Genomic DNA, 24,420 nt, shown 5'->3' with positions numbered 1-24,420 from the left:
AGGGGTAAGCCAAAGAGACAATGACCCTTTAGCTTGAACAAAGAGAAAGCGGCGTCATTTAGGCGCGGTCGGTAACATGCCCTTATAGGGCTAGAGCAAACCACCCGCTATGCGGGTGGTTATGATTGACATATTTTTTTCGCTACCTAGAATGCAAATGTTTACTAAATATCCTTTCTTGGAGTGCGATATATGAAAAAGATAATCCCCGTCGTTCTAGTATCGTTATTTGCTGTTGCAAGCCATTCCGCATTTAGTCAGAAATCTGCTGTAGTTACACCCAATGTAGTTACACCCAATGTAGTTATACCAAATGCTGTTACAGCTCAGGCTGATGATAAGGTTATAGTTAAGCACCTTTCCGGTGAAACTGAGGTCAAAAAGAATCCTCAGAAAGTTGTTTTATTTGATTTCGGCACTTATGATTCATTAGTTAAATTAGGTTTATCAGATAGGGTTGTTGCATTACCTACTGGTAATACGCCTGAATATCTCCGTAATAGCTTACCTAAAGAGGTAGAAAATGCGGGGGGGATGAAAGAGCCTAATTTGGAAAAACTGGCGCAACTTAAACCTGATTTGATCGTTATTACCGGTCGTCAAGGTTCTTTCTATGAAAAACTGTCAAAAATAGCACCGACAATTAATTTGGGAACTGATAGCAAAAATTATCTGGTTTCAGTTGAAAGTAACATAACGTTATTAGGTGAATTATTTAGTAAACAGAGTGAAGTGAAAGATCAGATTGCCGATCTGGAAAAAACTATTGCTAAAGCTCAGGATAAAGCTAAATCTGCTGATGCAAAAGTTTTAGTATTGCTGCATAACGCAGATAAATTAATGCTGAATAACCAGAGTGTCGTGTATGACGTGGTTAAGGCACAGAAAGCGGAATTAGCTATTCCTGCTGGTGAAGATAAAACCAAACGCATTGTAGTGACTTCTGATATGATTGCTCAAGCCAATCCAGATGTGATTTTAATTATTGACCGCAGTGAAGCAATTGGTGCTGGTAAGCTAGATAAAGCGAAGTTTGAAGATGATAAAGTGAAATCCACTTCAGCGTACAAGAATGGCAAAATTACTTATCTGAAGTCTGATCTGTGGTATTTGTCTGGCGGTGGTTTGGAGAGTCTGTCAGCACAAGTTAATGCGGTGGCTGATGCCCTTTAATCAGGTCATGCGCCATTTTGAATTTGAACAGTGATTGAAGTTCCACAATGGATTGTTTTAGGTTTGGTCTGACAGTTATCGGTTTTTTATGCTAGTAACTGTCAGGTTTGGTCTGAGCTATACCCTATGGATTTCAAGGTGGATCGCGACGGCAAGGGAGCGAATCCCCGGGAGCATAGATAACGATGTGACCGGGGTGAGTGAGTGTAGCCAACAAAGAGGCAACTTGAAAGATAACGGGTATCTGAATAATTAGCTTATTATGCGTATTTCCAGCGTTAATAACTAAAAATATAGATAAGTTTTCTATTCGTAATAATGCTTTTTTTATTCATAAAATATAATATTAATGTGTCATGATATATAGTATGAAAACTAATTTCGTTATTAATAAATATATTTATATTATATATAAGTAAGCTGAGAAATTATTTATATTGGTCATTTTTAAATAACCTAAATTGATCTAAATATTTTTCCAGATGATAATTTACTTTCCGTGAAAAAATAATTATTTTAAAATGTTAATAGTGATTTACATATTGAATTTACAAGGTGAAATTATTATTTATTTTATATTTGAATGTCTGATTTATTCGAGTTTATAATATGGAGAATGATATTTATATTGAAAGGAACTTATAATAAATAATAAGTTCATTGATAATTAAATGAGATTACAGATAAACGCTTTATGAACAAGTATTAACTGCGTCTACAGAGTCAAGTACCAATCTGGCTATAGCAGGACCAGCCAGTGCTATTTCTGCAATAAATGCAGCTCCACCTGTAGCAAACCATATAGTTAATTGTGCTATTGCAGTTATTCCGGTAATAACCCAGTCGTACCAATGCATTGACTCCTTTAAGCAATTAATTATTCCAGAAATGCCTATACCTGTCATCCTTCAAGTTGCCTCTTTGTTGGCTGCACTCACTCACCCCGGTCACATCGTTATCTATGCTCCCGGGGATTCGCTCCCTTGCCGCCGCGATGCATCTTGAAATCCATAAGGTATATAACATTTCTTTATTTTCAATATTCATTTTTTACCCCAATCAAAGTGAAATTAAAAATGATTTTTTAAAGGCTCGTGCTTATCAATAGAAATAAAACCAAGCACAAATTAAATATAGTCGTATTTGAGATAATTCAAATGATATTATTGTGTCGTAATTCACATATGTTAAAAATTAATTTTGTGTAGAGAGTGGTTTTATTTGATTTTAATTAATATTCTTATTGATGGTCGATATTAACTATTATCCACATGGATAAATATATTTTTAGGGTAGGTGGATTAATAAATTTTTATATTATTGTTTTTATATTATATTTGTTGATTTATTTTTCTATATATTGAGTCTTATCATTGAAAATTAAATTGTGGATTATTATTTCAATATTAATGCCGTGGATAATTTGTAACTTAGATATTATTTAAATTTGGGGGTGTAATCACTCCTCAGAAAGGAACAGGAACCCGACACTGGACAATCAGTCACTACCGTCTAATGGAGCCCCCTCTGAAGTTCAGTGGGGGAAATGTATTATGAATAGAAACGAAACCAATGGAGGTATCAATTTTATGCAAAGATAATCTTTGTGGAGTTGAATTTTTCGAAGGCGATTTTTGTGTTAAAGAAATAGTTCCAATAATGAATTTAGGAATAGTTTACCTTTCTGTGTAATTTGCCAGTGTGTTGCTGTTTCAGAGAGATAACCTGCTGCTAAGGCTTGCTCAATTTGAAAACGGATTGAAGCCTCAGGTAACCCAGTGAAATCACTGAAATCTTGTTTGGGCATCATTTCCAATAAACGGAATCGGTTCATAAAAAATTCAAATGGCCGATCTTCATTTTCTACTTGATTCTGTTTATCCAGATAGCGTCCTTGCATATATCCACGGGGATGTTTGGTTTTCACTGTGCGCAGAATACGGCCATCTTCAAATGTGATTTTTCCGTGAGCGCCACAGCCAATACCAAGGTAATCCCCAAAACGCCAGTAGTTGAGATTATGCTGGCATTGATAGCCTGGCTTGGCATAAGCAGAAGTTTCATATTGCTGATAACCTGCCGCTGTCAGCAATTGGTGACCTTGTGAAAAGATATCCCATAAAGCATCATCATCGGGTAGAACGGGAGGACGAGAACCAAAGCTGGTATTAGGCTCAATAGTCAACTGATACCATGAAAGATGCGGTGGTGATAATGCAATTGCCTGACGTAAATCATTCAGCGCTTCATCAAGACTTTGGTTCGGCAAACCATGCATCAAATCTAGATTAAAACTGCGTAGCTCCAGATTGGCGGCTAAATGTGCTGCCCGTTTGGCTTCATCCGGCCCGTGAATACGGCCAAGACGTACTAGTTTATCCGGGCTGAAACTCTGCACGCCAATGGATATTCGGTTAATACCCGCTTGCTGGTAACCGCTGAAACGGTCAGCTTCCACAGTACCCGGATTGGCTTCCATCGTAATTTCAGCTTGTGGCGATACCGGTAGGAGAGCACGAACGCCATCCAGCAATTGTTGCATTGCCTGTGAGCTAAGCAGGCTAGGGGTTCCTCCACCAATAAAGATAGTGGTAATTTCCCGTCCGTTGACCATTGGCAGATCCGTTTTCAGATCTGCTAATAAATGGTCAACATATTCCTGATGCGGAACATCACCTTTCAAGGCATGAGAGTTGAAATCACAGTAAGGACACTTTTGTACACACCACGGAATATGGATATAAAGACTTAATGGTGGGAGCTTAAGCATTACGTAGTGTATCCAACATCATCTTTAGTGCCTGACCACGATGCGAAACGGCATTTTTTTGTTCACCCGTTAATTCAGCGGCAGTACAGCCTAATTTTGGTATGTAGAAGATGGGATCATAACCAAACCCACCATTACCGGCGGGCTTATGAGCGATAATCCCCGGCCAGCGACCATGAAATACCAGCGGTGTTGGATCTTCTGCATGGCGTATATAAACCAGCACACAGTTAAACTGAGCTTGACGTTGATCGTCAGGAATATCTTTCATCGTATCCAGCAATTTTTCCAAATTTTGCTGGTCAGTGGCATTTTCACCTGCATAGCGGGCTGAATAGATACCCGGAGCGCCGCCAAGGATGTCCACGGATAGACCAGAATCATCAGCAATTACGGGCAGGCCGGTAACTTGTGCGGCGTGGCGGGCTTTAAGAATGGCATTTTCAATAAATGTCAGCCCGGTCTCTTCGGCTGAATCTACGCCTAATTCAGTTTGAGCAACAATATCCAGACCAAAATCAGCCAGTAATTGTGCCAGTTCACGAACTTTTCCGGGGTTGCCGGTTGCCAGAACGACTTTTTGCATTATTTTGAATCCAATTTAATTCTTATTTACTGTATCAGCCATGAAAGAACATCAGCGCGGAGATAATTCAGTGCGTAGAGGATCAAAATGACGATCATTGCTGAAAAATCAAGGCCGCCCATTGTTGGCATAATGCGGCGGATAGGTGCCATCAATGGCTCTGTTAGTTGCATCAGAACATAGTCAATCGGATTGCGTCCCTGGCTTATCCAGCTGAGTAGAGCACGTGCCAGCACCAACCAGAATACCAGTTTACCTGCTGCTGTCAGCAATTCAATTAACCCGATAGGGATGAAAAGTGTGAGGAAAGCAACCGCACCGGTACTGAACCAAAGTTGCATGATCAATTTAAACAATACCAGAACGTAAGCGACAACAATGGAGGCAGTATCGAGAGAACCAATAGACGGTATAACTCGGCGTAATGGCCGAACGATCGGTTGGGTCATTTTCACAATAAATTGGGCAAATGGGTTATAAAAATCACAACGAGCCCATTGCATCCATACACGAAGTAATAAAACAGCGATGTATAAATCCAGAACTGTGAACAGAATAAAGGTTAAAAATTGCATTTAGCAGCCTTGATAAAATTAAAATTGTTTTTCCATTTCCTGTGCCCGGCGAATAGCCGCCTGCATAGCGTTGGATACGGTGTCCGGCAATTTGCCTTCATAAAAAATACGTAATGCTTCCGCAGTAGTACCGCCTTTAGATGTTACCTGTTCACGCAGGGTTGCAAAAGGGAGATCTACATTTGATGCGGCCAGTGCCGCAGAACCTATTGCCGTTTGCAAAACAATTTCACGGGCTGTTTGGCTATCAAAACCTAAACGTTCTGCTTCCTGTTGCATTGATTCCATAAATAGGAAGAAATAAGCGGGTGCACTGCCTGCTACGGCGATAACGTCATTGATGCCATTTTCATCTTTTACCCAGTAGGTTTTACCCACACTGTTCATTAATGCTTGAGTGAAATCACGGTCAGACTGGCTGACTTGCTCGGATGCGAATAATCCGCTCACCCCTTGACCAATTAATGCCGGCGTGTTTGGCATGATACGAACAATATTGAGTTTGTCTTGTAATAAAGCATCAAAACGTGCAACGGAAATACCTGAGGCAATAGACAGAACCAGCTTGTTACTGAAATCTACATTTTCTTTCAGAGGCAGGCAGACATCTGCCATTACTTGCGGTTTTACCGCCAGAATAACAACGTCCGCTTCCTGTGCGTAGCGAATATTGTCACTACCGCTGTTAACGCTATACTCTGTTGCTAGTGCATCACGGCGAGTATGACTTGGTGCGCAGACATTAATCAGCTCGGCAGGGTACCCTCCTTTTACTAATCCAGCTATGATGGCGTGAGCCATATTACCTGCACCAATAAAGGTAATTTTACGTTTCTCCATTGAATACCTCGTAGCATTGAAATGGTTAATTGTGATACTGACGTGCACCGAAAATTGCTGTTCCAATTCGTACTAATGTGGAACCACAATTAATAGCGGCAGCCATATCATCAGTCATCCCCATTGAAAGGGTATCTATTTGAGAATATTTCGTTTTCAGATTAAGGAAGGCTTGTTCCATCCTCCTGAAAACCGCCAATTGACGTTCATAGTCAGGTTCCGGCACCGGGATTGCCATTAAACCACGGAGCCTTACATTCGGCAGTTTGTTCACTTCGGCTGCCAGCGTTGATAGTTCATCAAGTTGAATACCTGATTTGCTCCGTTCATCACTGATATTTATTTGAATAAGAATATTCAGCGGTTCCATTCCCTCCGGGCGTTGTTCGTTCAGGCGTTGTGCTATTTTTAAGCGGTCAATGGTATGGCACCAGTTAAAATTTTCTGCCACCAAACGGCTTTTATTAGACTGTAACGGACCGATAAAGTGCCATATCAAATCATTACAATTTGCAAAATAAGCAATTTTTTCTACACCTTCCTGCACATAATTTTCACCAAACTGGCGTTGCCCGGCAGCGATTGCTTTTTCGATATCTTCCACAGGTTTGGTTTTACTGACTGCAAGCAAGGTAATTTCTTCTGGAACGCGTTCGCATTTCTGTGCGGCAATGGCTATGTGGGTCCTGACATCTTGTAAATTTTGTTCAATATTGTTCATGGTGACTCAGGAGATTAAAAAATGAATATGGATAAGCTAGTGGCCCTTAGTGTAAAGCATAATGCTTCAGATCTGCATCTTTGTATTGGGCAAGTTCCTGTATTACGTATAAATGGAGTGCTTTGTCCGCAAACTCAACTGCCATCTGTAAATAATCTATTGCTGGAAGAGTGGAGTAGGCAGTTTTTATCAGAAAATCAGCGACAACAGCTATTAACGAGTGGACATGTGGATTTTGCGCTGGGGACGGAAAATGGCCAACGATTGAGAGGCAACATTTTTCGTCAGCACTCTGGGTTGTCAGTCGTTTTGCGTTTAATTCACTCTCGGTGTTCAACTCTGGAACAGCTAAAAGCACCTGAAATTATTCGTGAAATGGCTTTGCGGGAAGAGAGTGGGTTGATCCTGGTAACAGGTGCTACAGGCAGCGGGAAGTCGACAACGTTAACAGCCATTGTGGATATGCTGAACAGCCACTGTTGTCAGCACATTATTACATTGGAAGATCCCGTGGAATTTATCCACCATAGTCGCAATTGTCTGATACAACAACGGCAAATCGGATTGGATTCTCCTAGTTATCAGGAAGCGTTAAAAGGAGCTCTCCGGCAAGATCCTGATGTATTGTTGTTGGGTGAGTTGCGGGATAAAGAGACAATACGCTTGGCGTTAACCGCGGCAGAGACTGGGCATTTGGTATTGTCGACTTTGCATACCAGAGGTGCTGTACAGGCAATTGATCGGCTGGTGGATATTTTCTCCGCTGAAGAAAAAGGGTGGGTACGTAGCCAGCTAGCAGGCAGCCTGAAAGCTGTGATAGCACAGCAATTAGTCTCTGCCCAAGGAGGGGGACGAGTTGCTATATATGAAGTATTGGTAGTTAATCAGGCAGTGAGTCATCTGATACGAGAAGGAAAAAATCATCAAATAACAACACTTATGCAGACGGGCGCTGCCAGTGGGATGCAAACCTATGAGCAAGGCTGGCAGCAGCGTAAATTACAGGGATTACTGGCAGAAACAGAAACGAAAAATTCAGAAACTGCACGCCCATATTGCCAACATTCGCAAGGACTATCTTCATAAAGTCACCACGACAATCAGCAAAAACCACGCAATGATAGTCATTGAGGACTTGAAGGTCAGAAACCTGTCAAAATCGGCGAAAGGAACGACAGAACAGCATGGACGCAATGTGCGAGCAAAATCAGGCTTAAACCGCGCGATACTGGATCAGGGCTGGTATGAAATGCGCCGTCAGCTTGAGTATAAGCAGCTCTGGCGCGGAGGTCAGGTATTAGCAATCCCGCCAGCCTATACCAGTCAACAATGTGCTTGCTGTGGTCATAGCGCAAAAGAAAACCGCCTGTCACAGAATAAATTCGAGTGTCAGGCATGTGGCTATACCGCAAACGCCGATATCAACGGTGCGCGCAATATTTTAGCGGCAGGGCATGCCGTGCTTGCCTGTGGAGGGAGGGTGCAGTCAGACCGCCCGTTGAAGCAGGAACCCCCCGAAATGATTTAGACTTCGGTCTGAACGTAGTAGGAATCCTCGTGCTTTTTAGGGCGGGGAGGATGTCAAATGGTTGCTGTTCATTGATCGTTGTTACTTGTCACTTGATTGCTGTTAATAGTGCTGTTCAAACCAGCTTTCCAAAATAATAACAGCGGAAGTAGCATCTACTTTTCCTTTATTTAAGGCCTTATAACCCCCTCGGTCAAACAGATGAGCACGGGCTTCAACCGTTGTCAGGCGTTCATCTTGGAGTTGAACTTGTACGCCAAACCGGCCATGCAGCCGGTTTGCAAATTTACGTGCTTGCACTGTGACGAATTGCTCAGTGCCATCCATATTGAGGGGAAGACCAACGATAACCAGATCAGGTTGCCATTCTTTAAGTAATTTTTCGATTTGCCCCCAATTGGGGATACCATCTGTGGCTTTAAACGAGGTTAGTGCTCTGGCGGTGCCCGTGATTTCTTGTCCAATGGCTGCGCCGATGCTGCGGGTGCCAAAATCGAAGGCTATTATTGTACGGTTATCCATCTATGCATGTCCCGCCTGTGGGGCAATATTATAGATATTGATTCCGAGTAAAGATGCGGCTTCACGCCAGCGGTCCGCAATGGGTGAGTTGAAAATAATGTGTGGATCAGCGTTTGTTGTTAACCAGCTATTCTCCATTATCTCTTTTTCAAGTTGACCCTTTTCCCAACTGGCATACCCCAACGTGACCAATATCTGTTTTGGTTGGCGTGGTGTACCCAAGGTTTCAAGGACGTCTTTGGAGGTGGTGATCATTGTGTCATCGGAAATTTTGATACTTGAATTGAAACCTGGTTTTGGTGTGTGCAATATAAAACCATGGTCTTCAGCAAGTGGGCCACCCGTCATAACAGGCTTGTTTAGATTGATACTTTCATCCCGATCTTCTGGTGATATTTTCAGCTTTTGTAAAACTTTCCGAACGGAGATTTGCTCAATAGGTTTATTTATCACCAATCCCATTGCCCCATTTTCATTGTGTTCACATATGTAAACAACTGAGCGTTTGAAATAGGGATCAGATAATGAAGGCATGGCGATAAGAAAATGGTGCTGTAGATTCATTTTTTTTCTAGTAATTAACCTGGCTATGTAAGGATTATTTAGCCCAACAGTATGTGGGCTAAAAGTATAAATGACAAACCTTGACAGGCAAATTCGTAAAAAGAATTTTTTATTTCTCTAATCGTTCTTCAATTGCATTCATTAACATGCCAGTGATTGAAATATCAGGGAAAGCGGTTTCTATCTCGCGTGCACAGGTTGGACTGGTGACATTAATTTCAGTCAGTTTGTCACCAATGATGTCCAGACCAACAAAGATTAACCCTTTTTCTTGCAAAGTTGGAGCAACAGCTCTGGCGATAGCCCAGTCACTTTCTGAAAGCGGGCGAGCTTCACCACGGCCACCCGCAGCAAGATTACCACGGGTTTCACCTTGGGCAGGGATACGAGCCAGGCAATAAGGAACGGGTTCGCCATTGATAATTAATACTCGTTTATCACCTTCTTTTATGGCCGGTAAGAAATTCTGCGCCATGCAGAAGCGATTGCCATGTTCCGTTAGAGTTTCAATAATAACACCAACGTTTGGGTCATCTTTTTTCAGGCGGAATATCGATGCACCGCCCATACCATCTAGTGGTTTAAAGATGACATCACCATGTTTCTGGTGGAATTCACGTAAGTGAGCGGCATTGCGAGTCACTAATGTATCTGGTGTTAAATCAGGGAACCAGGCTGTGAAGAGTTTTTCGTTACAATCGCGTAGGCTTTGTGGTTTATTGACAATAAGAGTGCCTTTCTCTTCCGCGCGTTCCAAAATATAAGTGGCGTAAATGTATTCGGTATCAAATGGTGGATCTTTGCGCATCAGGATGACATCCAATGTTTCCAGTGCCAGATCTTGTTCTCTATCGAATTGATACCATTGTTGTGGATGGTTTTCTACCTGCAATAAGCGGGTACGTGCGCGGGCTTCCCCTTGGTGCAGATAGAGATCACTCATCTCCATATAATGGAGTTCCCAGCCGCGACGTTGTACTTCTAATAGCATGGCAAAACTGGTGTCTTTCTTGATGTTGATGGATGAAATGGGGTCCATCACTATGCCGAGTTTGATCATTCTTTCTCCTTAACCCAAATCGCCGAAACGCACTTGTAATGCAGTAATTGCGGTGAGCGCTGTCGTTTCTGTTCTCAGTACCCGTGGTCCTAATAGGATATCAGTAAATTGGTAATTAGCTGTCATAGCAATTTCATCTATCGATAATCCACCTTCCGGGCCGATCAGTAAACGCACTTTTTCTACAGGTAAAGGCAGGGTATTGATGCTTTGGCTGGCTCGTGGATGTAGATTTAATTTTAAACTGCCATCATTTTCTGCACACCAGTGCTCAAGTTGCATCACTGGGCGAATTTCAGGTACACGGTTACGACAGCATTGCTCACAGGCAGCAATAGCAATTTTCTGCCACTGCTGAAGTTTTTTAGCCAGCCGTTCTCCATCCAGCTTTACACCACAGCGTTCAGAAATTAAAGGCGTAATAACATTTACCCCTAATTCTACAGATTTTTGAATGGTGAATTCCATTTTCTCACCGCGGGATATGACTTGCCCCAGATGGAGATTAAGTGGTGATTCATTATCGGCGAGTTCGCTATTGCTGATATGGACTTTGACAGATTTTTTACTAGCTTCGGTAATCTGAGCGTTGAAGATCTGATTGCTACCATCAAACAGTTGTAACTGTTGACCATGACTCATTCTGAGTACCCGCCCAACATGGTTAGCCGTCTCATCACTCAGATAAATTTCAGTATTCGATGAGAGTAATTCCGGGTGATATACGCGGGGTATACGCATGTTTTTCTTTCCTTCCTGCGGGGTATAGCTATACATAAAGCAATAAATAATGGGGGGTATGATAAGGGAGGCTTAATCCAATTATCAAGCTATCTCGATGCAGATTGTTATCTCTGAATAAATGTTGCGAGTCTGCTCGCATATTTATATCTTATTTGACTGTTTTATATTTATTTTGTTGTTTTAAAGCAGTGATGTTTATTATTATCTTTTTATACCAAAGATATAATGAATTTGGAGGTGTTTTATTAAATGGATTTTAATATTAAGATTATTGTTTTAGCTATTTTTGTTGGAATAGTATCTGGAATAATTTTGAATAAAGTGATATCCGTATTCATTAAAATTATTTATGGCTATGAAAAAATAGTTTTTGGTTATTTTCAAGTTGAATTAGTGACGCTGTTTATAACGGCTTTTTTTGTGATTTATTTTTCATTGAGTTTTCATTCATATATTATTTTAATGTTTGTTTTGATATTTACTTGGATACTAATTATACTTTCTTTTATTGATATAAAAATCAAATTATTGCCAGACATAATAAATTATTCACTGTTATGGTTAGGATTACTATTGAATTTGAATCAAATTTTTGTGCCTATCGAACAATCTGTGACAGGTGCGATTGCGGGTTATTTGGTTTTATGGTCGCTTTATTGGTTATTCAGAATAATCTGTCATAAAGAGGGATTAGGATATGGCGATTTTAAATTAATGGCGGCGGTTAGTGCTTGGTTGGGGATTAGCGCAATTCCTTTATTAATGTTCTTATCCTCATTGTTTGGTATTATTGGGTGCGTGTGGCAATGGAGAATACGAGAAAATTGCCAAGAGCCTGTTGCTTTTGGCCCATATATAGCCATTTCTGCGGTCATAATGATCTATTTGAACTTATTGGGAATGGATGGGGTATCGTGGATGGTGCCCGATAGCTGAAAACGTATGGGCACCAGTAGTTAAAATTGTGGTATTAAAACTGTGGTATTAAAACTGTGGTATTAAAACTGTGGTATTAAAACTGATAGTGAATCAGCATATCTTGCCAACGTTTAGGTTGTCCCAAGTATTTATCAAGAGAAATAATAGATAGCTCATTTCTGTCATTTTCCAAAATAAACGTAGGGAAGCCTGAGCCGCTAACTTTTGCCAATAATTCACGGCTTTTCCTGATATGTTGGAGACTTTCTGATTCATTATTCAATATCAGCTCTTGCTGGAACTGTTCTGAATCAAGCTGCAATTCATTTGCCAAATTCAATAATGTTTCAGTTTCGCTGATTTTTAGTCCACGAACATAATGCGCTTTTTGTACTGCCAGTAACATTTCGACACCTTTACCAGCCAATTTTTCTGCTGCAAGAATGGCTGATATTGGTGGTAATGAATCCATAATCAGTGATTTATCATTTAACAGTGCGACATATTGCTCACTGAAAGTTTGCCCGGTCAGGCTTGCGATCCGTTTATCCTGACTAAGGACATAATCACGCCATGTGCTGTCTATTTGGCGTCTGTTATCACCTGTCAGCATTCCGCCGCCATGCAATTCAATTTTCACATTTGCGACCTCTTTTGCTGCTTGTATCAGAGAGGAAACACCATAACACCAGCCACATAGTGGATCATAGATATAATGCAGAGTCATTCCGGGCATATTACTTATTCCTGAAAAAGAGTTAATTTACTTATTGGGGCCACTTCATTTCGCCTTTCAGCACCTTAGCACTTAATTCGAGACTGGATTTGTCTCCAAGTTTTGGATAGTGTTTTTCCATTGCGGCTATTAGCGCTTTTGAATCTTTCGCTTTTGCCAGCTCTTTCTCAAAAATGGTCAGGTACTTTTGCGTGAAATGAACGGATTCCAACGTCATTGGCGTGTTACCAATGAAATGTCCCGGAACCACAATTGTCGGTTTTATCTCTTTTATACGATCTAATGTCTGCATCCAGTTTTTACGAGACTCTTTAGTCTGTGTATCTGCCATCCAGACATGAATGTTGCTTGAAACGGTGACACCGCCTACTACCGCTTTTAGTTTTGGTATCCAAACAAAAGTACGGTCAGCCGCAGGGCCATCGAGACCTTCGACGATCAGTTTCTCACCATCAACTGTAAAAGTGTGACCTTCCAGTGGTTGCGGCACGATGACTTTTTTGGGTGCCTGTTCTTTCAGGACACCTCCCCAATAAGCCAGTTTGCCATCTTTGGTCTTGTTGATTTCTTTAATTGTTTCTGGTGATGCAATGACTTTGGCATCAGGGAATGCTTTGGTCAGTACTTCAAGGCCGAAATAGAAATCAGGATCGGACTGACTGATATAAATGGTTGTCAGCTTTTTGCCGGTATCTTTAATTCTTTTGACCAGTGCTTCAGCATCATTTTTTTGAAACTGAGCATCGATCAGTACAACTTCTTTATCTCCACTGATGATTTCAGAAGAGACAGGAAATAGGCTTTTCTCACCCGGATTATAAACATCCAGTTTGAGATCAGCGGCTTGTGCCAGAGAAATGGTACCCAAGGAAAGGATACCTGCCAGCGCAATATTTAGTGTTGTTTTGCGAGTCATGATTGAATTCCTGATGTTGTGTGAACGAGGTTCATAATAAGTTGCGTTTTTCGATGGAAAAACCGCATAATTGGTAATTATTTGTTGCATAAATCGAGCTAATTGATGGATAGAATCACTGCTGCGCAAGTGTTCACTATAATTGTAGAACAAGGCAGCATGATTGCTGCATCGGAACGGTTAGATATTTCGCGGGCAATGGTATCCCGTTATTTGGCTGAAATGGAAAAATGGGCGGGAGTACGTCTGTTACATCGTACAACGAGAAAGATCAGCCTGACATCGGCAGGAGAGATCGCCTATCAGCGCAGCCGTAAGTTATTGCAATTGTCGGAAGAGATACCTGTTCATCAACCAGTAGAAGCGCAGGAGCTGAGTGGTCTTTTGCGGATAAGCAGTTCTCAATCTCTGGCAGTAAGCGCATTGTCTGTGGCGATTCCTGAGTTTATGCAGATTTATCCTCAGATAGCTATTGATATGCAAATAAGCAATAAGGCAATAAATTTGGTCGAGGAGCGGATAGATTTAGCGTTACGCATCACGAATAATCTGGAACCCAATTTGATCGCCAGACCGTTATCGACATGTCATTCTGTGGTTTGTGCCGCCCCTTGTTATCTGGCGGGAAAAATGCTCCCGCAAAAGCCTGCTGATTTAGCCCTGCATAACTGTATGACTTATAACTTTTTTGGTAAAAGTCTTTGGTTATTTGAACATCGAGGGGAAAAATATTCTGTTCCTGTTAGCGGTACTTTGAGTGCCAATGAATCGATGGTGTTAATGGAAGCAACATTGCAAGGTGCGGGAATCGCCATGCAACCTTATTATTCTGTTGCTTCGCATTTGGCGTCAGGAAAATTGATTCAGTTGTTGCCAGAATATCGACCTCAAGCTATGGGAATTTATGGTATTTATGCCAGCCGTCAAAATATGCCAGCAACGCTGAGGGCATTACTGGATTTTCTGGTTCAATGGTTTGCTTCCTCTCCGTACTGGCAAGCACTAATGCTGAAAAGCTGACTTTAGTTTTTGAGGAAACAGAGTAACTTGTGCTTTTAGGTGTTCAATAAAAGTATCGACTGGGGCAGAAGAAGGGCGGTGAATGGGTTTTATCAGGCTAACAGTAAAAGGAATGTTAATACTAAATGGGCGAGCGCATATTTCAGATTTGCCATGACTGTCTAGATAATCGAGTACGGTCAGTGGGTTGACAATAGAAACACCAATGCCTTCTCGCACCATTGCACATACTGATGCAGCACTGTGAGTTTCCATAATCATGCGGCGGCGAATATGGTGTTCTGCGAATATTCCATCAATGAGCTGACGGTAACTATCCGTTATTGAAAGGCTGATGAAATTTTGTTCGTTGAAATCTTCTGGAGTCAATAGCGGTTTATGGCTGAGAGGATGAGCGGCGGGCAATACGCAAATTTCATTTAGTGTGATCAGTGTTTCTCTCTGTGTACCCGGTGGTGTCTGCAAATGTTCTGTCAGACCCAGATCATGGCGTTGAGCTGAGAGCCACTCTTCCAGTAGAGGTGACTCCTGTGGAATGATGGTTAAATTAGTGTCAGGGTATTGGCGGGTGAAGTGATGGCAAACTTTCGGTAACAGTGATTGAGAAAATACCGGCAGGCAGGCAATGGAAAGTTGAGCATGTTGAAATTTACGTATGTTGTCAGCCGCATTCATTATTCTTTCAAGTCCATAATAAGAGCGCTGTACTTCTTCAAAAAGGCGCAATCCTTGTGCTGTCGGATGCAGGCGGCCTTTTACTCGGTCAAATAGTTTGAATTTTATTAGATGCTCGAATCGTGCTAATTCGCGACTGACGGTTGGTTGTGATGTTTGTAATAAAATAGCCGCTTCTGTCAGGTTTTTTGTCGTCATTACCGCATGAAAGATTTCAATATGGCGCCATGAACAAGAAGACATAAATTGTTCCTTCGAAAGATAATTCTATATCACAGATGAATAGACTATAGCGAAATGGATATTTTTATTCCTGTTTTTTACTGCCAATAATGGGTTATCTGCTGACTTTGTGAGAGAAACCCTGATGAGTGCTTTTACCTACAATTTTACCCGCAATAGTTGTCCCAATCTGATAGCGGAGAATTTGAGTTGTTTGCCAGAAACGTACGGTACTCCATTATGGGTTTACGATAGTGAAAAAATTATCCAAAAAATCAAATTATTATGTCAGTTTGATGTGGTCAGGTTTGCGCAGAAGGCTTGTTCTAATACTCATATTTTGCGCCTGATGCGTGAATATGGTGTGAAAGTTGATGCCGTTTCATTAGGAGAAATTGAGCGTGCTTTACGGGCAGGGTTTTGTCCAGGACAAGAAATGGCAGACATCGTTTTCACTGCTGATTTAATCGATGTGTCGACGCTGCAAAGAGTAACTGAATTGGATATTCCGGTTAATGCGGGTTCTATCGATATGTTGGAACAGATTGGTCAATATAAAAAAGGGCACCCGGTATGGTTGCGGATTAATCCTGGGTTTGGCCATGGTCATAGCCAGAAGACGAATACGGGCGGGGAAAACAGTAAACATGGTATTTGGTATCAGGATCTTCCACGAGCAATTGAGAAAATCCGCCACTATGGATTGAAATTGCTTGGTTTACATATGCATATTGGCTCTGGTGTTGATTATCATCATCTTGCCAGTGTGTGTAATGCGATGGTTGAACAGGTTATTCTCTGTGATGAAGATATTCAGGCAATTTCAGCCGGCGGCGGTTTATCGACGCCTTATCATCAGGGTGATGAACGAATCGATATCGCTCATTATTTTGGGTTGTGGGATGATGCTCGTAAAAGAATTGAGCAGCATTTAGGTCATAAAATTGAGCTGGAAATTGAACCGGGGCGTTTTTTGGTGGCGGAATCTGGCGTTCTGATGACAGAAGTTAGGGCGGTTAAGCAGATGGGGAACCGTAATTATGTTCTGGTGGATGCGGGATTTAATGACTTAATGCGTCCAGTAATGTATGGCAGTTATCACCATATCTCAGTTTTGCCTGCTGATGGACGTAAGATTGAGCAATTGCCATTGCGGGAAACATTAGTTGCGGGGCCGCTATGTGAATCCGGTGATATCTTTACACAGGTTGAAGGCGGGGGTGTTGCGCCAAGAGCGTTGCCGCCTGTTCAAGTTGGCGACTATTTAGTTTTTCATGATACTGGTGCCTATGGTGCGTCAATGTCTTCCAATTACAACAGCCGTCCGCTTATCTCTGAGGTGTTGTTTGTTAATGGTAGCCCCCAATTAATTCGTCGTCGCCAAACGATTGAAGAGTTATTAGCGTTGGAAGACGTATTTTTTGCATCTGTGCCGTGAAATATGGGGACAATACCCAAAGGTATCGCTGAACTCCTTGCCCAGTTTGATGCATGGTTTAGTGAAGCCGGAAAATGGGTGTGTAAAGAGATTATCGATCTGGTAACCCATCAGGTCAATTACGCTTTTTCTTGCCTCCATTTTGGAGGCTGTTATTCATATTACTCTGGCCTGGGATGTATCCTATAATGGCGAGAGTGGGGGGTGAACTTCGTTCGATTGCCTCCCCTGAAGCTTTTGTGGAGGACTTTAGTGCCGCTGTGGATTTTATTGGTACCCGCCATTTGTTGACAGAAATCGCATTGGTGTCATCGGCATCTGCGGGAATGGAGGGTTTGCCCTCAGCGCTGCGGCGGTGGAGCCTCGGATGAAGCCTCTGCCCCCGTGGGGCTGAGGGATCCCCACAAATCGGTGCTAATAAACCAGCACCATATTTCGGTAGACTCTTGTTAAGTGGTTAAGAGCATCATTCAGTGATATTTGCTTTAAAATCAGTGGGGAGTGTCGTAAGACGTTCTCTGCTAACGTCAGATATGAGATGACCCGCTGTGATTTGATACTGTTGGCCTGATATCTCAGATGTAATCCCTTATTCTCCACGTGATAACCAATCAGCCACAGGGCGATTGTGCTCAGTGTTGCCAGTAAACTCAGTACCCGCATTCTACCCGCAGAGCGACTGTGGCTGGCACGAAGACCAAATCCGAAACGCTCACTTTTTTCATCGCGGAAGTTTTGCTCTATCTGCATGCGACGACTGTATAACTTGATGATCTCCCGTGGCTTTAAATCATCTATACTACTGAAAATAAGCCAGGCTTCTTTTGCTGACTGCCGATACTCGTTGTCTGTTTTAGTATACATTGGCCTGCCTTTTGAACGTTTACTTTTCCGCCCTTTAGGTAATTTCTTGTATGTATAAAAATGACCATTAATACGGTTTTTCTTTTCTTTGACCAGCGTTCCCGCCCCCATGTATTTCGGCGTTATTGTTCCGGGACAGTCAGAGATTTTCAGCCATATTTCAGGACTATCTGCCAGGTGAAATTGAACGTTATTCCTGATCCGCCCAATAAAATCCCAGCCTAATGAGGCAATATGTCGAAACCATGGACTCTTAAATCCTGCGTCTGTGACGATGATGACTCTGGCATCGGAAGAGACGGCTTTAGCGAGGGAATCAAGAAACTGATTTTGTATTAAGGTGTTATTTTGTTTTTCCGAGGATACAACCCAACTCAATAACGGCATTGCCCGACCGTCGCAAAGAAGGCTGGCACGAAGCACATGATACTCCTGCGATGGATAACCGCTCCAGTCCACAGCAATAACGCAAAGAGGCAACTGACGAGTTATCATGGCAGTAATATTATTAAAAATCGCAGGAATATCGTTGTGAAGAGCGGTGTTTCCTAACAGGCGATCAACCCTTTTTATCTTGTTTTTGACCTGAGCCTGTCCGGGCAAAAAACGTCCAATACTGGTTAGCGTAAGAGAAGCGCCATTAATCAAAGCCATAGTGGCATCGATTAATGCATTCTGGCGATATTTATGAAACGGTGCTAAGGCATCTTTGAAGAAGTTGTGACATACTTTACGTGCAGGCATAGCAGTGACCTTATTGACTTGGTGGAACAATCAGTAGATCACACAACGCTATGCCTGTCTATTTTCTGGGGATTCCTCAGCCCCGTGGGGGCTGCCGCCGGTTCTGAGCTTGAGATTGACGAGGATGAAAATCCAGGTGCGGATGGGAACCTGAAAAAAATCGAAGCAGAGATATTGGCCTTTGAATTTTCAGAACCTTTTGAGACTATAAGAAAAGGACGCAAAGGGGAGCAGGACGAGAACGATTTACCGCCATCCGATAAGGCAACTGTTTCTGTCAGTACCGATGAAGCAACGGTTCAGGGGGCTTTACCTTCTGCTGATTTTGATGGTATCGAAGATAAAAGCGATGACTTGTATTTGTATGCCAGGCGTTTTGATGCCTTCTATCGCATGGTAGATAAATTGTTGACCATGCCTGATTGTGAGCTAGTGACGGCTAAATTACGTCGTCTTCCAGTACTAAAAAGATGCACCAGACATTTATTGTCTTAGGAACCCTCGTTGTATTGCGTTTCATCTTCTGCAAAGGAAAGGTCTGCAGTATGCCTTACTGGAGGTAGATACTTCAGATAACAACACTCGTCTTTCTACCCTGTTGATTAAACAACCAATGGTTGCGCATGAATGGGTTGAGTTCTTGTCTGAGCTGAAAACGCTGTTGGTCAAAAAATCGTTATCTTGGTCGGCCTCGTTCTTGAAAACGAAATGTGGCAACAAGCTTGAGCGTCTTTCACACCCGAAGATGATTGTAGATGGTCAATCTTTTTTGATGAAGAAGTAATCAATCGTTGGGTTGAACGTGTCTATGCAGCGATGAGGTAATGGGTACTCAGGCGGCGTTATTATAAGGATAGAATTTATCTACCTTCGTGGGGGGAGTCCAAATCCAAAGGGAAAGGTCACTCTCACTCTGCATTCGTGCTTATAAATCATATTTAGCCTTATAAAGCATCAAACATACAAATTGATCTATATTCGTATTTCGGTATAGTGATGTTTCACTTCAAAGGTGCCCCGAATGATTAGATTTAGACTAAAAGAACTCATCGCTGAAAAAGAATTCCAAGAAGGACGCCGTATCACCTTGGAGGAGATTTCTAAAGCAACAGGTATTCACCGGACAACGCTCTCAAAGGTATCCAATCAGAAAGGTTATAACACGACTACCGAAGTCCTGGACAAGCTCTGTGAGTATTTCCAGGTAAGCCTAGGGCAATTGGCAGAGCATATCAAAGTTAAAAGTCAGGGGGATGCATAATGTACAGCCAGCACCAGGCCCAGTACTTTGCGTGGCAGCTTACTCGTCGCCTAGATAGTGAGGATGAAGACAAGCTGACTGGAGCAATTATGGATGCGCAGATAGATCTGAATCCCCATCAGGTGGATGCTGCCCTCTTCGCATTTCGTAATCCTTTATCCAATGGCGTCATACTGGCAGATGAAGTGGGCCTCGGTAAGACAATTGAGGCTGGTCTTGTCATTGCCCAGAAATGGGCCGAGCGTAAACGACGTATCCTCATTGTTGTTCCGGCAAACCTTCGTAAACAGTGGCACCAGGAGCTTCAAGAGAAATTTGGTGTAGACGGCCTCATTCTAGAAGGAGACAGCTACAAAAAGGTTAAAAAAGAAGGTGTCAAAAACCCATTTGATGCGGGTGAGAAAATAGTCATTTGCTCCTATCAGTTTGCAAAAGCTAAAGCAGATGACATTCAAATGATCCCCTGGGATTTGGCGGTAATAGATGAAGCTCACAGGCTTAGAAATGTCTACAAAAAAGGGAACAAAATAGCCGCTGCAATTCGCGATGCCTTGAGTAGTACATTTAAGGTCATGCTCACTGCCACGCCGCTTCAAAATTCGTTGTTGGAGCTGTTTGGTATGGTCAGCATCATTGATGAAAAAGTATTTGGAGATCTTGATAGCTTCCGTATCAAGTATGGACGTCTTAACGACAACCTCTCCTTTAACGAGCTGCGGAAACGCATTAAACCCGTATGCAAGCGTACCTTAAGAAAAGATGTTGAAGCCTACGTCCCCTATACCAAGCGAATTGCTATGGTTGAAGAGTTTACGCCGTCTAGTGATGAACAAAAGCTTTATTGGCTTGTGTCGGCTTATCTACAGCGATCAAACCTCAATGCATTGCCAAGCGGTCAGCGACAACTAATTTCCATGGTGATGTGGAAGCTTCTGGCTTCATCATCCTTTGCAATAGCTGGTGCATTAAACTCAATTATCAATCGATTGGAAAATGATCTGAAAAACGATGGGGTGGGATCAGGTGTTTATAGTGACCTCAATGCTGACTATGAATCGCTGGATGAAACTGCAGAAGAATGGTCTGATGATGAAGACAGCGCATGCTCATCAGAAAAGCCCAATCACCAATCCATTATCGACGAAATCAATGAGCTTAAGTCATTCAAAGAGCTTGCGGAGAATATAAGAGAGAACTCCAAGGGCGAGGCCTTACTCAAAGCTCTGAAAATTGCTTTTGAGAAGCTTAAGGAGCTTGGCGCACAAGAAAAAGCCATCATATTTACTGAGTCCAGAAAAACTCAGGATTATCTGTTTGAGCTATTAGGAAACAGCGAATACAAAGATGGCATTTTGCTTTTTAATGGCACTAACAGCGACTCTCAGGCGAAAGAGATCTACAAAAACTGGTTGGTCAAGCACGAAGGTAGCGACAATATTACCGGCTCTAAAACCGCGGATACCCGCGCCGCATTGGTGGAATACTTTAAGGAAAAAGGTAAGATCATGATCGCTACTGAAGCGGCGGCTGAAGGTGTAAACCTCCAGTTCTGCTCATTGGTGATCAACTATGACCTGCCTTGGAACCCTCAAAGGATGGAGCAGCGTATAGGACGTTGTCATCGATATGGACAGAAGCATGATGTGGTTGTACTCAACTTTATTGATTCTACCAACCCTGCTGATCAACGGGTTCATGAGTTATTAAAACTGAAGTTCAAGATATTTGACGGGGTCTTCGGGGCTTCTGATGAAGTACTGGGGGCAATCGAAAATGGGGTGGATTTCGAGCGCCGAATTAAAAAAATCTATGACACTTGTCGCGACCCAGAAGAAATCAAAAGCGCATTTGACAAACTTCAGCAAGATCTTGCTCACGAAATTAATGCTCAGATGATTAATACGCGTGAGCAACTGTTCGAAAACTTTGATGAAGACGTTCTGCAACGCTTGAAAATTGATACCGAAGCTTCTCTCGACAAGTATGAACAGATGTTGTTAGCGCTGACTCAAACAGAGCTTTCGAGTCATTTTCAACCCGTCCAGGGTGGCTTTGTTATTAAGTCACTACCATCGGGAGCACCTGCCAACATCCCGACAGGTGAGTACGAACTACCGAGACGCGATGGGGACTGCCACCTGTACCGGCTCAAACACCCGCTGGCTCAGTGGACTATTGATAATGCAAAGAGTAAAAGCTTAGGTCAGGCACATCTTGTATTTAACACTGATGCCAGAGATACCAAGGTATCTGTAGTAGAAAAACTCAGGGGACAAACTGGTCAATTGCAAGTATGCAGGGTAACGGTTGAATCCATGGAACGAGCCGAAGATCACTTGGCTGTCATTGGCATCAATAACAAGGGTGAAGTGGTTCATTCCGATGTACTGGAAAAGCTGCTTTCCTACCCGGTTAAAAGTGATTCTCAAACCACTTTCTCAATCAACCCAACTATTGAAAAAGAACTGTCTCAGGCTAAACAGGAGCTGCTCAGTGATATCAGTCAGCGCAATCTCAAATACTTCGAAGCGGAAGTTGAAAAGCTGGATGCTTGGGCAGACGACCTTAAAGTGGTGTTAGAGCAGAACATAAAAGAGACCGACCGAGAGATTCGAGAAGTTCGCAGGACTGCAAAGCTCGCGCCTGACCTCCATGAAAAACTGCATTGGCAGAAAAAGCAAAAAGAATTAGAAAAACTGCGTCACAAAAAGCGCCGTGAACTGTTTGATCGACAGGACGAAGTCGACGAAGGCCGAGAGGTATTAATTACCGAATTGGAAGACAAAATGAATCAAACCGTTGAAGAACAGGTGTTGTTCAGTATTACTTGGGAGGTTGTTTAATGGCTGGGGGAGTCAAGCCGCACGAGCTTATCCAACTATGTGAATTGTTGGATGCTCGATTTGGGGGGAAGATTATCGGTACTGGCACCGACGCAAATGCCAAACATCGGAATTTTTACAGTAAAGCACTGGCGGCCTATGTTTTAATACAAGAGGCTGGTGCCTCCGAGCAGGAGGCCATTCAAGCTTCCATTGATGGCGGACAGGATCATGGCATAGACTCGGTTTATGTGGATGCCACCCAAACCGTTTGGCTTGTCCAGTCGAAATACAAAGACTCAGGTATTGGTGAAGTAGAACTGGCAGAGGTTAGCAAGTTTGTAGACGGCGTTAAAGACTTAGCCAAACAGAAGTACGAACGTTTTAACGAGCACCTTCAAGCAAAAACTGTGGCTTTAAGTTTCGCTTTTGATTCCGGAGTCGCAAAAGTTAAAGCTGTGTTGGCCTATACGGGTGGTGCTCTAGGCGACGATAAAAAGCGACTAATGTCTGATTTAGAGGCAGCACTCAACCAACCTGCTGATCCCTATTTTTTAAGCTTTCTGAATCGAGGATTGGCATCCTTCCACCGAATCCAACTGGACGAGCATTTACCTGCACCTATCACCGCTGAAATTACATTGGAAAACTATGGCCACATTGATGAGCCCTATTTGTGCTATTTCGGCAGCATCACCGGTACCCAATTGAAGTCTTTAAAAGATCAGTATGGCGAGAAGTTGTTTGATGCGAACATCCGACATTTTCAGGGTAACACGGTCGTCAATCAGGATATTTCAGAAACCATCAAGAACAACCCCGAACACTTCTTCTACTTTAACAATGGGGTAACGTTTATCTGCGATGCAATTCGTCCTATTGGAGCCCGTGATGAGACACGCTCAAGCGGAAAGTTCAGGGTAGAAAATCTTTCCGTCATCAACGGAGCTCAAACTGTCAGCAGTCTGACCATTGACTTGGATGAAAAATCTGAAGAGCCTGATATTAAGGTACTGGCTACCCTTATCGCGCTCGACGCAGACCTAGAAGAATTTGGCAGCAAGATCACCCGTTTTCGCAACAATCAAAATACAGTGTCCGATATTGACTTCGCGGCATTGGATGAGAACCAGATCCAATGGGCGCAAACACTTCAGCAGTCTGGTGTTTTCTATCGCTATAAATCAGGTGATCTGGACCAGGAAGACTTTGATGTTGAAACCGCAGCAAAAGCGTTAGCCTGCTGGGTGAGCGACAGTGATTGCAATTTAATTGCTCAAGCGAAGAAAGACGCCAAAAAGCTGTTTTCCCGCGTGGCTGGTGAAGAGTTACATGGTTCTACCTATCATTGTTTGTTTAAAGATAGCCTTCAGGCACGGCAACTTTGGCGGATTGTGCAAATCTATTTGCTGATTCGCGAGTCACTTAAATCAGATGCAAGGCAGTCTACTGGCGTTGATAAAGATATTAACGCAAATTCTCTAATGTTGCTGTCTCATATTGTTTATCTGAAGCTTAAACAATATATAGAACACAACGAGTTAAAGCTTTCACTGGCACACAGCAATATCGTTTGTACGACGGCACAGTCGATTGCACAAACCATCATCACAGAGTATAAAAAAGTCAATTGGGGAAAATCTCCAGTCTCGGTGTTTAAGAATGCCTCGGACCTTAAGATACTGAAAGGTGCCGTTATGGCCGCACTGGCTGACGCATAG

26 protein-coding genes and 2 pseudogenes are annotated in these 24,420 nt (G+C 42.5%); 13 read left to right on the top strand and 15 right to left on the bottom strand.

Translation table 11 applies throughout. The features are described 5' to 3' along the window. The first annotated feature begins 192 nt into the window (after positions 1-192). The gene (locus tag CKY02_RS18510; RefSeq protein ID WP_112896418.1) at positions 193-1,173 is read left to right on the top strand and encodes a siderophore ABC transporter substrate-binding protein; all 981 of its coding nucleotides are present in this window, start codon (positions 193-195) and stop codon (positions 1,171-1,173) included. Between the two features lie 88 nt (positions 1,174-1,261). After that, positions 1,262-1,429, top strand: a complete 168-nt coding sequence (locus tag CKY02_RS24900; protein ID WP_162120923.1) for a hypothetical protein — start codon at positions 1,262-1,264, stop codon at positions 1,427-1,429. A gap of 436 nt (positions 1,430-1,865) precedes the next feature. On the opposite strand, the gene CKY02_RS18505 is transcribed toward CKY02_RS24900, so the two are convergent. The 7 genes from CKY02_RS18505 to CKY02_RS18480 form a co-directional block, all read right to left on the bottom strand. Beyond that, on the bottom strand, positions 1,866-2,030 hold the full coding sequence (locus tag CKY02_RS18505) for a hypothetical protein (RefSeq protein ID WP_238399272.1): 165 nt from the start codon (positions 2,028-2,030) through the stop codon (positions 1,866-1,868). Positions 2,031-2,046: 16 nt separating this feature from the next. After that, positions 2,047-2,220, bottom strand: coding sequence for a hypothetical protein (locus CKY02_RS24895; protein ID WP_162120922.1), 174 nt, complete (start codon positions 2,218-2,220; stop codon positions 2,047-2,049). 592 nt (positions 2,221-2,812) lie between these two features. Further along, positions 2,813-3,943 (bottom strand): radical SAM family heme chaperone HemW, encoded by a 1,131-nt coding sequence (gene hemW, locus CKY02_RS18500; RefSeq protein WP_112896417.1) that lies wholly within the window; start codon positions 3,941-3,943, stop codon positions 2,813-2,815. Continuing rightward, positions 3,936-4,529 carry an XTP/dITP diphosphatase gene (locus CKY02_RS18495; protein WP_112896416.1) on the bottom strand — a complete coding sequence of 198 codons (594 nt, stop codon included), beginning with the start codon at positions 4,527-4,529 and terminating at the stop codon, positions 3,936-3,938. Before CKY02_RS18495 ends, hemW begins: the two co-directional genes overlap by 8 nt. A 26-nt stretch (positions 4,530-4,555) precedes the next feature. Next, positions 4,556-5,104: a YggT family protein gene (locus CKY02_RS18490; protein WP_112878749.1), complete on the bottom strand. Its 549-nt coding sequence runs from the start codon at positions 5,102-5,104 to the stop codon at positions 4,556-4,558. Positions 5,105-5,122: 18 nt separating this feature from the next. After that, the gene (gene proC / locus CKY02_RS18485; RefSeq protein ID WP_112896415.1) at positions 5,123-5,944 is read right to left on the bottom strand and encodes a pyrroline-5-carboxylate reductase; all 822 of its coding nucleotides are present in this window, start codon (positions 5,942-5,944) and stop codon (positions 5,123-5,125) included. Positions 5,945-5,969: 25 nt separating this feature from the next. Further along, on the bottom strand, positions 5,970-6,665 hold the full coding sequence (locus tag CKY02_RS18480; protein ID WP_112896414.1) for a YggS family pyridoxal phosphate-dependent enzyme: 696 nt from the start codon (positions 6,663-6,665) through the stop codon (positions 5,970-5,972). 21 nt (positions 6,666-6,686) lie between these two features. On the opposite strand from CKY02_RS18480, the gene CKY02_RS18475 reads away from it, so the two are divergent. Both CKY02_RS18475 and CKY02_RS18470 read left to right on the top strand, forming a co-directional pair. Next, positions 6,687-7,751, top strand: coding sequence for a type IV pilus twitching motility protein PilT (locus CKY02_RS18475; protein ID WP_112896413.1), 1,065 nt, complete (start codon positions 6,687-6,689; stop codon positions 7,749-7,751). After that, positions 7,675-8,193: pseudogene (locus CKY02_RS18470) on the top strand (RNA-guided endonuclease InsQ/TnpB family protein); the annotation flags it as partial. The gene CKY02_RS18475 and the pseudogene CKY02_RS18470, both read left to right, overlap by 77 nt. Positions 8,194-8,295: 102 nt before the next feature. On the opposite strand, the gene ruvX reads toward CKY02_RS18470, so the two are convergent. The 4 genes from ruvX to rsmE form a co-directional block, all read right to left on the bottom strand. Further along, complete coding sequence (ruvX, locus tag CKY02_RS18465; protein ID WP_112896412.1) at positions 8,296-8,715, bottom strand: Holliday junction resolvase RuvX; 420 nt, start codon at positions 8,713-8,715, stop codon at positions 8,296-8,298. Further along, positions 8,716-9,279: a YqgE/AlgH family protein gene (locus CKY02_RS18460; RefSeq protein WP_112878744.1), complete on the bottom strand. Its 564-nt coding sequence runs from the start codon at positions 9,277-9,279 to the stop codon at positions 8,716-8,718. 109 nt (positions 9,280-9,388) lie between these two features. Then, on the bottom strand, positions 9,389-10,339 hold the full coding sequence (gshB, locus tag CKY02_RS18455) for a glutathione synthase (RefSeq protein WP_112896411.1): 951 nt from the start codon (positions 10,337-10,339) through the stop codon (positions 9,389-9,391). 9 nt (positions 10,340-10,348) lie between these two features. Further along, positions 10,349-11,080: a 16S rRNA (uracil(1498)-N(3))-methyltransferase gene (rsmE, locus tag CKY02_RS18450; protein WP_112896410.1), complete on the bottom strand. Its 732-nt coding sequence runs from the start codon at positions 11,078-11,080 to the stop codon at positions 10,349-10,351. Between the two features lie 252 nt (positions 11,081-11,332). On the opposite strand from rsmE, the gene CKY02_RS18445 reads away from it, so the two are divergent. Continuing rightward, positions 11,333-12,019: a prepilin peptidase gene (locus CKY02_RS18445; RefSeq protein ID WP_240002088.1), complete on the top strand. Its 687-nt coding sequence runs from the start codon at positions 11,333-11,335 to the stop codon at positions 12,017-12,019. A 76-nt stretch (positions 12,020-12,095) separates the two neighbouring features. On the opposite strand, the gene CKY02_RS18440 is transcribed toward CKY02_RS18445, so the two are convergent. Beyond that, positions 12,096-12,737 carry a DsbA family protein gene (locus CKY02_RS18440; protein ID WP_112896409.1) on the bottom strand — a complete coding sequence of 214 codons (642 nt, stop codon included), beginning with the start codon at positions 12,735-12,737 and terminating at the stop codon, positions 12,096-12,098. 31 nt (positions 12,738-12,768) lie between these two features. After that, a complete protein-coding gene (locus tag CKY02_RS18435; protein ID WP_112896408.1) occupies positions 12,769-13,653 on the bottom strand; it encodes an MBL fold metallo-hydrolase in 885 nt (294 codons plus the stop codon). A gap of 105 nt (positions 13,654-13,758) precedes the next feature. Between CKY02_RS18435 and CKY02_RS18430 the strand changes: the two genes are divergently transcribed. After that, complete coding sequence (locus CKY02_RS18430; RefSeq protein WP_112896407.1) at positions 13,759-14,673, top strand: LysR family transcriptional regulator; 915 nt, start codon at positions 13,759-13,761, stop codon at positions 14,671-14,673. Here the strand turns inward: CKY02_RS18430 and CKY02_RS18425 are convergent. Beyond that, complete coding sequence (locus CKY02_RS18425; protein ID WP_112896406.1) at positions 14,656-15,591, bottom strand: LysR family transcriptional regulator; 936 nt, start codon at positions 15,589-15,591, stop codon at positions 14,656-14,658. The genes CKY02_RS18430 and CKY02_RS18425 overlap by 18 nt on opposite strands. Before the next feature lie 124 nt (positions 15,592-15,715). Here CKY02_RS18425 and lysA point away from each other — a divergent pair, with 124 nt between their 5' ends. Together lysA and CKY02_RS18410 are read left to right on the top strand one after the other, a co-directional pair. Then, complete coding sequence (gene lysA, locus CKY02_RS18420; protein WP_112896405.1) at positions 15,716-17,008, top strand: diaminopimelate decarboxylase; 1,293 nt, start codon at positions 15,716-15,718, stop codon at positions 17,006-17,008. A 160-nt stretch (positions 17,009-17,168) separates the two neighbouring features. Next, a pseudogene (locus CKY02_RS18410) lies at positions 17,169-17,381 on the top strand (alpha/beta hydrolase); the annotation flags it as partial. A 41-nt stretch (positions 17,382-17,422) separates the two neighbouring features. Here CKY02_RS18410 and CKY02_RS18405 read toward each other — a convergent pair. Continuing rightward, positions 17,423-18,616: an IS4 family transposase gene (locus CKY02_RS18405; RefSeq protein ID WP_112896404.1), complete on the bottom strand. Its 1,194-nt coding sequence runs from the start codon at positions 18,614-18,616 to the stop codon at positions 17,423-17,425. Between CKY02_RS18405 and CKY02_RS18400 the strand changes: the two genes are divergently transcribed. From CKY02_RS18400 to CKY02_RS18385, 5 genes are all read left to right on the top strand, one after another. Continuing rightward, positions 18,593-19,111, top strand: a complete 519-nt coding sequence (locus tag CKY02_RS18400; protein WP_146747472.1) for a hypothetical protein — start codon at positions 18,593-18,595, stop codon at positions 19,109-19,111. The two genes, CKY02_RS18405 and CKY02_RS18400, sit on opposite strands and share 24 nt — an antisense overlap. After that, positions 19,098-19,400 carry a Tn7-like element transposition protein TnsE gene (locus CKY02_RS26770; protein ID WP_162120455.1) on the top strand — a complete coding sequence of 101 codons (303 nt, stop codon included), beginning with the start codon at positions 19,098-19,100 and terminating at the stop codon, positions 19,398-19,400. Before CKY02_RS18400 ends, CKY02_RS26770 begins: the two co-directional genes overlap by 14 nt. Positions 19,401-19,637: 237 nt before the next feature. Next, the gene (locus tag CKY02_RS18395; protein ID WP_021323000.1) at positions 19,638-19,877 is read left to right on the top strand and encodes a helix-turn-helix domain-containing protein; all 240 of its coding nucleotides are present in this window, start codon (positions 19,638-19,640) and stop codon (positions 19,875-19,877) included. Then, positions 19,877-22,720 carry an SNF2-related protein gene (locus CKY02_RS18390; RefSeq protein ID WP_112896402.1) on the top strand — a complete coding sequence of 948 codons (2,844 nt, stop codon included), beginning with the start codon at positions 19,877-19,879 and terminating at the stop codon, positions 22,718-22,720. The genes CKY02_RS18395 and CKY02_RS18390 overlap by 1 nt, the downstream gene beginning before the upstream one ends. Then, a complete protein-coding gene (locus tag CKY02_RS18385) occupies positions 22,720-24,420 on the top strand; it encodes an AIPR family protein (protein ID WP_112896401.1) in 1,701 nt (566 codons plus the stop codon). The genes CKY02_RS18390 and CKY02_RS18385 overlap by 1 nt, the downstream gene beginning before the upstream one ends.

The sequence above is a fragment of the Photorhabdus bodei genome (genome assembly GCF_003287735.1).
In the GTDB taxonomy this organism is placed as follows: domain Bacteria; phylum Pseudomonadota; class Gammaproteobacteria; order Enterobacterales; family Enterobacteriaceae; genus Photorhabdus; species Photorhabdus kayaii.
Note: the sequence above shows the minus strand (reverse complement) of the source record. Positions and strands in the feature narration are given on the sequence as shown.